This window comes from Lutibacter oricola, from assembly GCF_900106565.1.
In the GTDB taxonomy this organism is placed as follows: Bacteria; Bacteroidota; Bacteroidia; order Flavobacteriales; family Flavobacteriaceae; genus Lutibacter; species Lutibacter oricola.
Map to the genome: position 1 here is coordinate 63406 of NZ_FNNJ01000009.1, position 13428 is coordinate 76833.

Here is a 13428-nt window from a genome sequence, read left to right on the forward strand (position 1 = left end):
AACACGCTAAAGATAGTTAATAAAAAATGCCATTTACAATACTTAATTCAATAATTTCTTGGTTCCTTAAAAAAAGGAAACATCAAATGGAATTATTTTTAAAATACCCAATTGATGTTCAACACGAACTGTTATTTAAGCTTCTAAATAAAGCAAAAAATACTGAAGTTGGTAAAAACTATGAGTTTTCAACTATTAAAAACTACAAACAATTTACATTAAAAGTACCTATACAACAATACGAATCTATTGAACCTTTAATAGAAAGAACTCGTAAAGGAGAACAAAATGTTTTTTGGCCAACGCATATAAAATGGTTTGCAAAATCTAGCGGCACCACCAATTCTAAAAGTAAATACATACCTGTAAGTGATGAAGCGTTGGAAGATTGCCATATGAAAGCTGGTAAAGATATGTTGTGCCTTTATTGTAATAATAATGAAGAAGCTCAACTTTTTACTGGTAAAGGGTTACGTTTAGGAGGAAGCAGTGCTGTTTATGAAGATAACGATACTTATTTTGGAGATTTATCGGCTATAATTATTGAAAACATGCCTTTTTGGGCAGATTTTAGTAGCGCTCCAAAACAAGAAACAGCTTTAATGGGCGAATGGGAAACTAAAATGCAAGCCATTATTGAAGAAACTATTGATGAAGATATAACAAGCTTAGTAGGTGTACCAAGCTGGATGTTAGTTTTACTAAATAAAGTTTTAGAACGAACAGGAAAAAACAACATTTTAGAGGTTTGGCCAAACCTGGAAGTATACTTTCACGGAGGTGTAAATTTTAATCCTTATAGAGAACAGTTTAAAAAATTAATACCTAAAAAAGATTTTAAATATTACGAAACCTACAATGCTTCGGAAGGTTTTTTTGCCATACAAGACGTAAATAATTCAACAGAAATGCTGCTAATGTTGGACTATGGTATTTTTTATGAATTTATTCCAATGGATAAGTTTGCGGGTGAAGATTCTGAAGCTATACCGCTTGAAAAAGTAAAACTAAACACTAATTACGCGGTTGTAATTACTACCAACGGAGGTTTATGGCGCTATTTAATTGGTGACACCATTAAATTTACTTCTCTTGAACCACATCGAATTAAAATTACAGGTAGAACTAAACACTTTATCAATGTATTTGGCGAAGAATTAATTATTGAAAATGCTGAAGAAGCTTTAAAACAAGCTTGTTTAAAAACTAATGCTGAAGTTTTAGAATTTACAGCTGCTCCAATTTTTATGAATGGAGACAAAAGTGGTGGACACGAATGGGTAATTGAATTTAAAAAACATCCACAAAACATAGATTATTTTACTGAGCTGCTAGATAATTCTTTAAAATCTATCAATTCAGATTATGAAGCCAAACGCTATTTAAATATGACTTTAGCAATGCCCAAAGTTAATATAGCCAAAGAAGGTTTGTTTTATAATTGGCTAAAACTGAACAATAAATTAGGAGGACAACATAAAGTTCCTAGGCTTTCGAATTCAAGAAAACATTTAGATGAATTAATTAAACTTAATTAACTACTTCCAAAGAACTTCGGTTTTAGATTTCTTTTTCATGTAGTAATCTAAATTATGTAACCTTGCCTTTAAAATTAATTTTCGCCCTACGGTATTTCTACAATAAATAAGTTTAGATTTACCTACGTGTTTTTTCCAATTTTTAAAAAATAATTGAGCAGCAACTTTATTTGTTTCAAATATTTTTGGAACCGCGTGTACATTATAAATTCCTATTTTATCCTTTAACCAGTTTTTACGTTCAATTACATATTTTGGACTATCAATTGGAGCTAAAACCTCATCTAAACTAGCTACAAACGTAGAATTTTCGAAATATGAAGCACCAACTAAAGTACATTCCAACATTCCTTTTTTACTTCTATTTAATTCAATAGTAATAGCATCTATTTTAGTAGTAAGCAATTTACTTTCTTGCATTGATTGTAAAATAGTTTCTGCAATTTTACCTATTAATTTATGAGCACTTCCAAATATAAAATACGATCTAACTGCAATTACTGTTTTTGGTAAAAACACCATAAAAATTCCAATAAAAAAGTACTTTATTAAGTAAACTACATTTCCTAAAGCAATGTGGTACAAGTTTTTTAAAACAAACTCGTACAGAAAATATAGAAAACCTATACCCAACTCTACAAACATATTTCTAACCATATCCTTATAATTAGATTTGCTATTTTTAGTATGTTTTTTTAAGTTTAAATACTTTAAATTAATTACCTTTTTAAGCTCAAACCCATTTTCAATTGCAGTATTCCAATTCGTTTTTAATACATTTCTGTTACTTGCTTTTTCAAAAGTTAACGCATTAAACTTTTGTACCTCAACCTCATCAAAAGATTGTGGTAACTCTATTCTACCAATCCCATTTTTAATACTATTATCATGTTCGCTTAATCCAACAAAAGACTCAAACCGCTGCGTTAGTTTTTCTATATCATCTCCACCAGTTGGGTTCGAAGAATCTACACTTGCCAAATGCCAAATATGTCCGGTTTTATGCTCTCCATTAACCCTTATTGCTCTCCCTCTCATTTGGTTTGAAGACACAAACGAACCTATATTTGAAGCTAATATTAATGAATTAATCGATGGCGCATCCCAACCTTCACCTAATAAAGATTTAGTACCTACTAAAATTTTAATTATTCCGCGTTCAAACAAGTTGGTTATAGCAGCTACAATTAAGTTTTTAGATCCACCTTGCAATTCAACTTCAACAAAATTATTGCTATTTGGAACAGGTTTTATATGTAATTTTTTATTAGGAAATAATTCCTTCAACTCATTTACACAAACTTTATTTACAACAACTAAAGTTCCTGACAATACAGCTAAAGAAGAAGTATCGTCTACATATTTTTTTAAATAATGAAATATTGGAACTACACCTATTTTGTTAATTTGAGTTGTAAAATCTTCATTCAACCAAAAAAATTCCTTTCTAATAAAATCGGTTAGCACAACCAACCTTAAGTCATTTTGCAATTGCTTCTTTTCAAATTTTACAATTGAAACAACACTATTAAGTTTACTAGTACTATTGGTAATTTTTTTAAAAATAGTATCGTTAGATAAAAGGTTTACTTTTTTATTATGAATCCCTCCTATTTTTTTTAAATCCTTTTCTACCCTAGCAAGTATTTCTTCAAATTCTATAAGCGTTTCCCTATCATCAAACAATATTTTTTGAAGTAATAAACGTATCCAATCTCTGGTTAACTCTGGAAATTCAACAGTTTCTTTTTCTTCAAAACCTAAAACTTTTAATTTTTCTTCGGAAATTACCTCACCAACGTGATTTAGAAAAATTAATATTGCCGAAAAATAAGACGGATCTTTATAAATATCATCAAGAACGATTTCCGTTTTTAAATAATACGGATGATTTTTAAGAAACTCAACAAAAGCCCTATCATCTTTTAAAAATTGAATAAAAGTTCCTATTCGTAATCTATAGTTTACAATATAATCTATCTCCGTTTTTTCTGGTGTAGAAAAATAAATATAATCTTGATGTGGACATAAAGCCTTTTCTGCAACCAATTCTGGAATCGAAATTTCTTCATCAACCTGTCCACATAAAGCATAATACCTATTCATTTCTAGGTTAGAACTATCAAAAGGTGGTGTTGCTGTTAAGGCAATAATTATTAGTGAAGAATTATTTTTTAACTCCATTAAAACTTTCCACCACTCTCTTTTTAAATGATGCGCTTCATCGAGTACTAAAACTTCAATTTGATTTGTTTTAAAATAATTTACAAATGCAGCTTTATCTTCAAAATCTTTAAATAAAGAATAAACTCCTTGGTATGTGCTAAAGTTTAGTTTTTTTAAACTCTTAACATCTGTAGAAATATTATTAAAGCTATTTTTAGTATCAAAAAACTCTTTAAATCTTTTATTCCATTGGTTTTTTATGGTTAAAGTTGGAGCCAAAATTAATGTTCGCCTATTTACCCTTAATACCATTTCTAAACCTAAAATGGTTTTACCTGCTCCAGGTGGTGCAATTACATGTAAGTGATTGTCTTTAAAATGGTGTTGAAAGTTGGTTAAAAATTTTTCTTGATAAGCCCGCCAACTATATTTGAAACGGATAGAATTATTAAATATTGAACTATTACTTTTTTCGTTCAATAACATAATTTACCATAGTAAGTAGTGAATCTTTATAAGGCGAAGTTGGATAACTATTTAAAATAGCCAAAGCTTTTGTTTGGTAATCTTTCATTTTAGAAACGGTATACTCAATACCTCCCTTATCTTTTACAAACTGAATAACTTCTTTTACCCTTTTTTTATTTTTATTATGCTTTTTTACCGATTGAATTAACCATTTTCTTTCCTTATCGCTACAATTATTTAGCGTATAAATTAAAGGTAAAGTCATTTTTTGCTCCTTAATATCTATACCTGTTGGTTTACCTATTTGAGCATCGGTATAATCAAACAAATCGTCTTTTATTTGAAAAGCAATACCTATTAACTCTCCAAACTCTCGCATTTTTTCAATTTCTTCTGAAGTACTTCCAACAGATGCTGCACCAATACCACAACAAGCAGCAATTAAGGTAGCTGTTTTTTGCCTTATTATTTCGAAGTAAATATCTTCTGTAATGTCTAATTTTCTAGCCTTTTCAATTTGTAACAATTCACCTTCGCTCATTTCACGAACGGCAACAGAAATTAATTTTAGCAGATCAAAATCTTCATTATCTATAGATAATAACAAGCCTTTAGACAATAAAAAATCTCCAACTAGTACTGCAATTTTATTTTTCCAAAGTGCATTTACCGAGAAAAAACCACGTCTTCTATTACTTTCATCAACAACATCATCGTGTACTAAAGTAGCCGTATGAATTAATTCTATAATTGAAGCTCCTCTATAAGTTCTTTCTTCAAACTTACCATTAGAAACCATTTTAGCCACTAAAAAAACAAACATTGGTCGCATTTGTTTTCCCTTTCGCCTAACTATATAATGTGTAATTCTATTTAATAGAGGTACCTTGGTAAGCATGGCTTCTTTGAATTTATCTTCAAAGAGTTCCATTTCTGTAAGAATCGGTTTTTTAATTTGCTCTATTGGTTTCATTTAGTACTCAAAAATAACTAAAAAATTAGAATGTACAATTAACTTTTGTTAGCTAATTGTCCGCAAGCTGCATCTATATCTTTTCCTCTACTTCTTCGCACATTTACAGTTATATCGTGCATTTCTAAATTTGAAATATAATTATTAATCGCCGAGTTACTTGCTTGTTGAAATTCCCCATCATCAATTGGGTTGTATTCAATTAAATTTACCTTACACGGTATGTGCTTACAGAACTTTACTAAAGCATTAATCGCTTCTTTAGAATCGTTAATTCCTTTCCAAACAACATACTCATAAGTTACTGCATTGTTTGTTTTTGCATACCAATATTGCAAAGCTTCTTTTAATTCTTTTAAAGGAAAAGCTTTACTAAAAGGCATAATTTTAGAACGAACTTCATCAATGGCTGAATGCAACGAAACGGCTAAATTAAATTTAACATTATCATCTGCTAATTTTCTAATCATTTTTGGAATTCCAGAAGTAGAAACGGTTATTCTTCTAGGCGACATGCCTAAACCTTCTGGTGAAGTAATTTTTTCAATAGATTTTAAAACATTGTTGTAATTCATTAATGGTTCACCCATTCCCATAAAAACAATGTTAGATAATTTGTGATTGTAATACAATAAACTCTCTTGGTTTATTGCTGAAACTTGATCAAAAATCTCATCTGGATTTAAGTTTCTCATTTTCTTTAGCCTTGCTGTTGCACAAAAACTACAATCTAAACTACAACCTACTTGGCTCGATACGCAGGCAGTAGTACGCGTATCTGTTGGTATTAAAACCGATTCTACAATTAAACCATCGTGTAAACGTACTGCATTTTTTACAGTACCATCATTACTACGCTGCATTGTATCTACTTTTATGTGGTTAATAACAAAGTTATCTTCCAACATTTGGCGTGTTTCTTTAGAGATATTAGTCATATCTTCAAAAGAGTGAGCACTTTTAGCCCACAGCCATTCGTATACCTGATTTCCTCTAAAAGCTTTATCTCCTTGTTCAACAAAAAAATCTCTTAATTGATCTTTAGTTAAAGCTCTAATATCTTTTTTTGTACTCATTTTAAAATCAGGTTTATAAAAGAATTCCCGCAATAGCGGGAATTCAAAATATTTAAAATATTGTTTTCTTTTAGATAATTAACATTGCATCACCATAAGAGTAGAATTTATATCCTTCTTTTACAGCTTCTTCATATGCTTCCATTAAAAAATCGTAACCAGCAAAAGCGGCAACCATCATCATTAATGTAGATTTTGGTGTATGAAAGTTAGTAATCATAGAGTTTGCAATACTAAAATCGTAAGGAGGGAAAATAAATTTATTTGTCCAACCATTAAACTCATTCAAATGCTGATTTGAAGATACCGAACTTTCCATAGCACGCATTACTGTAGTACCTACAGCACAAATTCGTTTTTTATTATCTATAGCTGCGTTTACAATTTTAGTTGTATCTGCATCAATAATTGCTTGCTCAGAGTCCATTTTATGTTTAGATAAATCTTCAACTTCAACAGCGCTAAAAGTACCTAAACCAACGTGTAAAGTTACTTCTCCAAAATCGATTCCTTTAATTTCTAAACGCTTCATTAAGTGTTTAGAAAAGTGTAAACCAGCCGTTGGAGCAGCTACAGCACCTTCGTGTTTAGCATAAATTGTTTGGTAACGTTCTTCATCAGAAGGTTCTACCTCTCTTTGAATGTATTTTGGTAATGGTGTTTCTCCTAGTTCTTCTAATTTTTTTCTAAATTCTTCATATGAACCATCATATAAAAAACGTAAAGTTCTACCTCTAGAAGTAGTATTGTCAATAACCTCAGCTACTAAACTTTCGTCATCACCAAAAAATAATTTATTTCCAATTCTAATTTTACGAGCTGGATCTACTAAAACATCCCACAATCTACTTTCGGCATTTAATTCTCTTAATAAAAACACCTCAATTCTTGCTCCAGTTTTTTCCTTTTCACCGTACATACGAGCTGGAAAAACTTTTGTATTGTTTAAAACCATTAAATCACCTTCGTCAAAATAGTCGATTAAATCTTTAAACATTTTATGTTCAATAGTTTGCTCTTTTCTATTCAACACCATTAAACGTGCTTCATCTCTGTGCTCTGCAGGGTATTCAGCCAATAAGTCTACTGGTAAATCGAATTTAAAATGTGATAACTTCATGTATATTTCTTATTAAATGTGCGCAAATATACAACATCGGCATAGGCGTTGTCAAGCATTTTGCAATAAAAGTTTGTTTAATAGATTTTTAACGGGTTACTTTTTCAAAATCTAACCAAAAAGTTGGGTACGATTTCGATACAACTTCTGGCTCTTCAATTACTATTGGAACCTTAAGTGCTAAAGGAGCAAATGCCATTGCCATTCTATGATCATCGTAAGTAGCAATTGCAATATTTTTGTTTATTTTTTCTGAAGGAAATAATCGTAACGACTCATTGGTAATTTCAATTTTACCTCCTAATTTTTCAATCTCATTTTTTAAAGCAACTAATCTATCTGTCTCTTTAATTTTAAGTGTGTGTAAACCTGTTAAATAACACGCAACACCCATACCAAAACAAGTTGCTACAATTGTTTGGGCAATATCTGGTGCACTTGCCAAATTTAATTCTTCAAAATACGATGTATTAATTGCCGAATTATTTTTTAATACTAATGCATTTGTTTTGTAGGTAGTTTCAACTCCTAAATTTTTATAAATTTCTGCCAAAACAGAATCTCCTTGTAATGAGTTTTGTTTGTATGAAGAAATTGTAACTTCGGCATTTTTACTTAAAGCCACTAAACTATAATAGTATGATGCCGAACTCCAATCTGACTCAATTACAACTTTTTTAGTTTCTAAATTAGCTTTTGGCAAAATAGTAATGGTATCTCCTTCCCAAGAACTTTCTATAAATAATTCTTGCAACAAACCAAGTGTCATTTTAATATATGGTATTGAAGTTACTTTACCCTTAAACTTCAATTTAAGTCCGTTTTGTAATGTTGGTGCAATTAATAATAATGCCGAAATGTATTGGCTACTAACTCCTCCATCAATTTCAACAAAACTATCTACTAACTTTTGCCCTTTTATTTTTAATGGTGGATAGCCATCTTTTTCTAAATATTCAATATTTGCACCAAGACTTCTTAAAGCTTCAACTAAAATTTTAACGGGTCTGTTTTTCATTCTATGAGAACCTGTTAAAACAATTTCTGAATTTTCTTTTACCGAAAAATAAGCTGTTAAAAAACGCATTGCAGTACCTGCATGACCAATATTAACTTTAGAGGTTGTATTTGCCAATGCTTTTTGCATTAACTCAGAATCGTCTGAATTTGAGATGTTTTCTATTTCTAAATTTGAATAAAATTGCTGTAAAATTAATAATCGGTTAGATTCACTTTTAGAACCCGTAATTTTTACAGTACCGTTTACAGTTTTAGTTATTTTTTCCAGTTTCAACAAATCCATTCTTTCAATTGGCTTGTAGCCTTTAATTTAGTTAGTAGTTGGCAAAGTTAATGCGCAAAAAATAGTATGCAAATTTTAAAAAGGATAATTAATTCTTTAATGCGACTTAGAATTACTCAATTTTTTATAATTCTGAATGAAGAGATAACGAAATTCAGTATCTCATGTTGCAATATTAAATTCTTCACTTTGACTCAGAATAACAAAGTTTACTTTTTTATAAACTTATAATAGCCTGCCATAAACAAACCGTAACAAACCGAACCTATTAAAATTTGAAATAAAAATTTATATAAGGTATCGGGGCCAAAATAATCTGCCACCATTTGATCAAAACTTCCTGTTCTAACAATTTTCATTAAAACTTTTACTATAGAAAATAACACAACAAATGCAGCAGCAAACCTAATTGCTAATTTTATAAACGATTCGTTTTTATACTTATTCATTATTTTAATTTTTTGTTATTATGGTGGCGATCGTGGTCTCGTTTTGTTTTTACATCCATTTTTTTATCAAAAGCGTCTTGTAAATCAATTCCTGTTTGGTTTGCTAAGCAAAGTACAACAAAAACTACATCGGCTAATTCTTCTCCTAAATCTTTGTTTTTATCACTTTCTTTTTCACTTTGCTCTCCATATCTACGAGCAATAATACGCGCTACTTCTCCAACTTCTTCGGTTAATTGCGCCATATTTGTAAGTTCATTAAAGTATCGAACTCCGTGCTCTTTTATCCAATTATCAACTACTAATTGTCCGTTTTTTAAATCCATTTATTTTATTTTTTGAAGTTCAAATATACTGAACTTTTAATGTTACTTTTTAAGATATGTTAAGAAATCATTTCTAGGAATTTCTCTAGCACCTAAACTTTCTAAATGACTTGTATGCATTTGACAGTCTATTAATTTATACTGTTCTTTTTCTAACTTTTGAACCATACTTATAAATGCCATTTTTGATGCATTACTTACTTTACTAAACATACTTTCTCCACAAAAAACGGTTCCTAAATCTATACCATACAAACCACCAACTAGTTCGTTATTTTGCCAAACTTCAACAGATTTTGCTATTCCTTTTTTATGAAGCCTAATATAAGCCTGTTCCATTTCGTTAGTAATCCAAGTTTGTCCATAATCTGATGCTCTATAAATATTTTTACAGTTAGCTATAACCTCTTCAAAATTCTGATTAAAAGTTACCTTAAATTCTCCTTTACGTATAACTTGGCGCATACTTTTAGACACCTTTAATTCATTTGGAAACAACACCATTCTTTGTTCTGGACTATACCAAACAACTGGTTCACCTTCGTTAAACCAAGGAAAAATTCCTGATTTATATGCTAGTTCTAATCTTTCTACAGATAAATCACCACCAACGGCCAACAAACCATCTTTGTTCGCTAAATTCACAGCTGGAAAAACTAGTTCTTTCGAAATTAAATACATAATTGCAAATATACTTAAACAAAAAAAGAGAAAACCAGTTGGTTTTCTCTTTTCATAAAATATTTTAATTTACAATTTAGAATGGTAAATCGTCTGGTTCGTTATCGTTAGTTTTAGAAACTGACTCTAAATTATCTAATGGTGCAACTGGTGGTGCAGCAGCTCCTTCTGGTTGTGCAGCTTCAATTCTCCACCCTTGAATAGAGTTAAAATACTTAGCTTCTCCTTCTGGGTTAATCCACTCTCTACCTCTCAAGTTTATCGATATTTTTACATCTTGTCCTACTTGGTAACTATTTAATAAATCACACTTATCCTGTACAAATTCAACCATTAACATTTGAGGATATTGCTCATTAGTAGTAATAACTAATTCTCTTTTTCTAAATCCGCTAGCACCAAATGTTTGTGTTTCGTTTATTAATTTAATTTTCCCTGTAACTTCCATTTTTTCTTTATTAATTTGATTAGTAGCACTTTCCAAGCACTAAAAAAGTCTTTTATTCACATTAAATGTATTGGCAAATGTAATTTTTTTAACGCAGCAATCCCAAAATAATTATAAGCATATTTAGTAAACTTATTAACATAAATTATCTTCGCTCTAAATAATATTGACATTAATTTTAAGTTATATGAACATATATTTATATTTGACTAATGGCTACATATAAAAACATTCATATAGTACGTTGGGTACTTATTACTTTATCATTTATTATTGTTACTCTTATTTTATGGAATACGTTTACATTTTTTCAGAAGTTTAAAACTGAAGAACGTATAAAAATGGAGCTTGTAGCTGCTGCACTTGAAGAAATTAATGCAAATAAAGATTTAGATGCTAGAATTGAATTACCCTTAAACATTTTAAGTAGTAATAAAAGTATACCAATGGTGTTGGTTTTAAATAAAGATAGTATTACTGGCTTTAATAACCTTGACCCCGAAAAAGCTTTAAAGAAAGATTACTTAAAAAAACAGGTTGAAATAATGAAAAACGAGAACACTCCTATTTCAATAAAATCTGGAAATAACACTCAAACTATTTATTACCGAAATTCCGATTTATTAAACAAGCTTAAATACTACCCTTTAACCTTATTAATTATCCTTTTTTTATTTGCAGCAGTAATTTTTTTATTTTTTAAATCTAATAAAATTGCTGAACAAAATAAATTATGGACTGGTATGGCCAAAGAAACGGCTCATCAAATAGGTACACCTCTCTCTTCTTTATTAGGCTGGATTGAAATATTAAAGCTAGAAGATACCGACCCTAATACTGTAAGTGAAATTGAAAATGATGTACATAGGCTAAACACTATTGCTGAACGTTTTTCTAAAATTGGATCTATTCCTGTATTAAAAAATGAAAATGTAGTTGATATTACTAAAACTGCTTTTAACTATTTACAATCTAGAAGTTCTAAACAAGTACATTTTAATTTTAATTCAGATTCTACAAGCATAACCTCTGCAATTAACCAACAACTATTTAGTTGGGTTATAGAAAACTTAGTTAAAAATGCAATTGATGCTATGGAAGGTAAAGGATACATTTCTTTAAAAATTTCAGAAAACCCTAAAAACATTGCTATTACAATTACCGATACAGGAAAAGGAATTTCAAAAAATCTTCAACAAAAAATATTTACACCAGGTTACACCACAAAAAAACGAGGCTGGGGATTAGGTTTATCTTTAGCTAAAAGAATTATTGAAGATTACCATAACGGTAAAATTGGTGTTTTAAATTCTGAACTAGGTAAAGGAACCACCTTTAAAATAACACTAAAAAAAGCTATTTAAATTCCTTTTGAAATTGCTTCTGCAATAGCTTCAAATTCTTCTTTTTCTAAAGAAACTTTTTTAATAAACTGAATATCTTCCATTTTTTGAAGCGGAATTAAGTGCACATGTACATGTGGTACTTCTAAACCAATAACAGCCATTCCAACCCTATCACACGGAACTGCTTTTTCTAAAGATTTTGCAATCTTTCTTGAAAAACTCATTAAACCATTATATAAATCCTCTTCCAAATCAAATAAACGGTTTACTTCTTTTTTAGGCACTACCAAAGTATGCCCTTTGGCATTTGGGTTAATATCTAAAAATGCATAAAAATTTTCATCTTCAGCAATTTTATACGAAGGAATTTCTCCATTAATAATTTTAGTAAAAATAGAACTCATAATTTTTATTTTAATTAAAAAACCCTTTCTAATTTAACAACTAAAAAGGGTTTATAGTACTTGTGTTAATAATTTTTATGCTCTAGAAATCTCAACAATTTCAAATTTCATAACTCCAGCAGGAACTTTAATTTCGGCCACATCGCCTACTTCTTTACCTAATAATCCTTTACCAATTGGTGAATTTACCGAAAGTTTACCTTCTTTTATATTAGTTTCTGAATCAGCCACCAATGTGTATGAAAACTCCATTCCATTAGCTACATTTTTAATTTTAACTATTGAATGTATTAAAACTTTTGATGTATCTAATAAAGATTCATCAATAATTCTAGCATTGGATACAACTCCTTTTAATTTTGCTATTTTAAGTTCTAAAAGAGATTGCTCTTCTTTAGCTGCATGATATTCAGCATTTTCACTTAAATCTCCCTTATCTCTTGCTTCAGCAATTTCATTACTAACTCTTGGACGCTCAACATTTTCTAAATGATCCAATTCGTCCTTTAATTTCTTCATCCCTTCTTCGGAATAATACGAAACGTTACTCATAATTTTATGGTTTTATTAAAGACAAAAAATCTCAAAACTGGAATCCAGAATGAGATTTAATACAAATGTACAAAATATTTGTAAATTGCAAACGTTTTGAAAATAAACCGAATACTCCAATGCGTAAACTAATAGCACTACTTCTTTTATTTTCATTTATTTCGTGTGAAAAAAATGAAACTAACGACATTTTACCAGATGTAAAAGTAAATTTAACAATAGATTTAAAATTACCTCAATATAACGATTTACAAGTACCAAGTGGTTGGTCTTACGCTAGTGGTGGTATTAAAGGTATAATTATTCAAAATGTAGGTGTTGGAAATCCGCCTTACAAAGCTTTTGAAAGAGCCTGCCCAAATTACGACTGCTCTAACCCTATGACATTTGATGGAAGCTTAAAATTAACGTGCCCTTGCGATGGAAATGTTTATAGTATTATTGATGGCTCGCCGCAAACAAGTGGTGATACACAATACGCTAGAGAATATAGAGTTAATGTAATTAATAGCTTTTCGTTAAATATTACTAACTTTTAACTTCCTAATTAAAAACAGATTACTATTTTTGTGCGAAAG

At 29.8% G+C, this 13428-nt stretch carries 14 protein-coding genes; 3 read left to right on the forward strand and 11 right to left on the reverse strand.

Annotated elements, in window-relative coordinates:
- The first annotated feature begins 26 nt into the window (after window positions 1–26).
- Window positions 27–1538: a GH3 auxin-responsive promoter family protein gene (locus BLU40_RS13995; protein ID WP_090124845.1), complete on the forward strand. Its 1512-nt coding sequence runs from the start codon at window positions 27–29 to the stop codon at window positions 1536–1538.
- Here BLU40_RS13995 and BLU40_RS14000 read toward each other — a convergent pair whose 3' ends face one another.
- From BLU40_RS14000 to BLU40_RS14040, 9 genes are all read right to left on the reverse strand, one after another.
- Window positions 1539–4190 carry a DEAD/DEAH box helicase family protein gene (locus BLU40_RS14000; RefSeq protein ID WP_090124848.1) on the reverse strand — a complete coding sequence of 884 codons (2652 nt, stop codon included), beginning with the start codon at window positions 4188–4190 and terminating at the stop codon, window positions 1539–1541.
- Window positions 4168–5145, reverse strand: coding sequence for a polyprenyl synthetase family protein (locus tag BLU40_RS14005; RefSeq protein ID WP_090124850.1), 978 nt, complete (start codon window positions 5143–5145; stop codon window positions 4168–4170). The genes BLU40_RS14000 and BLU40_RS14005 overlap by 23 nt, the downstream gene beginning before the upstream one ends.
- 38 nt (window positions 5146–5183) lie before the next feature.
- Window positions 5184–6221: a dual-specificity RNA methyltransferase RlmN gene (gene rlmN, locus BLU40_RS14010; RefSeq protein ID WP_090124852.1), complete on the reverse strand. Its 1038-nt coding sequence runs from the start codon at window positions 6219–6221 to the stop codon at window positions 5184–5186.
- Between the two features lie 70 nt (window positions 6222–6291).
- Window positions 6292–7341, reverse strand: coding sequence for a tRNA preQ1(34) S-adenosylmethionine ribosyltransferase-isomerase QueA (gene queA, locus BLU40_RS14015; protein ID WP_090124855.1), 1050 nt, complete (start codon window positions 7339–7341; stop codon window positions 6292–6294).
- An 88-nt stretch (window positions 7342–7429) separates the two neighbouring features.
- Window positions 7430–8644 carry a 3-phosphoshikimate 1-carboxyvinyltransferase gene (locus BLU40_RS14020; protein ID WP_090124858.1) on the reverse strand — a complete coding sequence of 405 codons (1215 nt, stop codon included), beginning with the start codon at window positions 8642–8644 and terminating at the stop codon, window positions 7430–7432.
- 209 nt (window positions 8645–8853) lie between these two features.
- A complete protein-coding gene (locus tag BLU40_RS14025; protein WP_090124864.1) occupies window positions 8854–9093 on the reverse strand; it encodes a hypothetical protein in 240 nt (79 codons plus the stop codon).
- Window positions 9093–9419, reverse strand: coding sequence for a nucleotide pyrophosphohydrolase (locus tag BLU40_RS14030; protein WP_090124867.1), 327 nt, complete (start codon window positions 9417–9419; stop codon window positions 9093–9095). The genes BLU40_RS14025 and BLU40_RS14030 overlap by 1 nt, the downstream gene beginning before the upstream one ends.
- Before the next feature lie 42 nt (window positions 9420–9461).
- Window positions 9462–10100 carry a leucyl/phenylalanyl-tRNA--protein transferase gene (gene aat, locus BLU40_RS14035; RefSeq protein ID WP_090124870.1) on the reverse strand — a complete coding sequence of 213 codons (639 nt, stop codon included), beginning with the start codon at window positions 10098–10100 and terminating at the stop codon, window positions 9462–9464.
- A gap of 76 nt (window positions 10101–10176) precedes the next feature.
- Complete coding sequence (locus BLU40_RS14040) at window positions 10177–10548, reverse strand: DUF3127 domain-containing protein (RefSeq protein WP_090125056.1); 372 nt, start codon at window positions 10546–10548, stop codon at window positions 10177–10179.
- Between the two features lie 212 nt (window positions 10549–10760).
- On the opposite strand from BLU40_RS14040, the gene BLU40_RS14045 reads away from it, so the two are divergent.
- Complete coding sequence (locus tag BLU40_RS14045; RefSeq protein ID WP_090124873.1) at window positions 10761–11912, forward strand: sensor histidine kinase; 1152 nt, start codon at window positions 10761–10763, stop codon at window positions 11910–11912.
- On the opposite strand, the gene BLU40_RS14050 is transcribed toward BLU40_RS14045, so the two are convergent.
- Both BLU40_RS14050 and greA read right to left on the reverse strand, forming a co-directional pair.
- The gene (locus BLU40_RS14050; protein WP_090124875.1) at window positions 11909–12298 is read right to left on the reverse strand and encodes an HIT family protein; all 390 of its coding nucleotides are present in this window, start codon (window positions 12296–12298) and stop codon (window positions 11909–11911) included. The genes BLU40_RS14045 and BLU40_RS14050 overlap by 4 nt on opposite strands.
- 75 nt (window positions 12299–12373) lie before the next feature.
- The gene (gene greA / locus BLU40_RS14055) at window positions 12374–12850 is read right to left on the reverse strand and encodes a transcription elongation factor GreA (protein ID WP_090124878.1); all 477 of its coding nucleotides are present in this window, start codon (window positions 12848–12850) and stop codon (window positions 12374–12376) included.
- A 65-nt stretch (window positions 12851–12915) separates the two neighbouring features.
- On the opposite strand from greA, the gene BLU40_RS14060 reads away from it, so the two are divergent.
- Window positions 12916–13389 carry a Rieske (2Fe-2S) protein gene (locus BLU40_RS14060; RefSeq protein WP_175454798.1) on the forward strand — a complete coding sequence of 158 codons (474 nt, stop codon included), beginning with the start codon at window positions 12916–12918 and terminating at the stop codon, window positions 13387–13389.
- Window positions 13390–13428 lie beyond the last annotated feature (39 nt).

Excerpts from the sequence above, each read along its gene's own strand:
- BLU40_RS13995 (WP_090124845.1), top strand. The coding sequence starts at position 27 with ATGCCATTTACAATACTTAATTCAATAATTTCTTGGTTCCTTAAAAAA.
- BLU40_RS14000 (WP_090124848.1), bottom strand. The coding sequence starts at position 4,190 with ATGTTATTGAACGAAAAAAGTAATAGTTCAATATTTAATAATTCTATC.
- BLU40_RS14005 (WP_090124850.1), bottom strand. The coding sequence starts at position 5,145 with ATGAAACCAATAGAGCAAATTAAAAAACCGATTCTTACAGAAATGGAA.
- rlmN (WP_090124852.1), bottom strand. The coding sequence starts at position 6,221 with ATGAGTACAAAAAAAGATATTAGAGCTTTAACTAAAGATCAATTAAGA.
- queA (WP_090124855.1), bottom strand. The coding sequence starts at position 7,341 with ATGAAGTTATCACATTTTAAATTCGATTTACCAGTAGACTTATTGGCT.
- BLU40_RS14020 (WP_090124858.1), bottom strand. The coding sequence starts at position 8,644 with ATGGATTTGTTGAAACTGGAAAAAATAACTAAAACTGTAAACGGTACT.
- BLU40_RS14025 (WP_090124864.1), bottom strand. The coding sequence starts at position 9,093 with ATGAATAAGTATAAAAACGAATCGTTTATAAAATTAGCAATTAGGTTT.
- BLU40_RS14030 (WP_090124867.1), bottom strand. The coding sequence starts at position 9,419 with ATGGATTTAAAAAACGGACAATTAGTAGTTGATAATTGGATAAAAGAG.
- aat (WP_090124870.1), bottom strand. The coding sequence starts at position 10,100 with ATGTATTTAATTTCGAAAGAACTAGTTTTTCCAGCTGTGAATTTAGCG.
- BLU40_RS14040 (WP_090125056.1), bottom strand. The coding sequence starts at position 10,548 with ATGGAAGTTACAGGGAAAATTAAATTAATAAACGAAACACAAACATTT.
- BLU40_RS14045 (WP_090124873.1), top strand. The coding sequence starts at position 10,761 with ATGGCTACATATAAAAACATTCATATAGTACGTTGGGTACTTATTACT.
- BLU40_RS14050 (WP_090124875.1), bottom strand. The coding sequence starts at position 12,298 with ATGAGTTCTATTTTTACTAAAATTATTAATGGAGAAATTCCTTCGTAT.
- greA (WP_090124878.1), bottom strand. The coding sequence starts at position 12,850 with ATGAGTAACGTTTCGTATTATTCCGAAGAAGGGATGAAGAAATTAAAG.
- BLU40_RS14060 (WP_175454798.1), top strand. The coding sequence starts at position 12,916 with ATGTACAAAATATTTGTAAATTGCAAACGTTTTGAAAATAAACCGAAT.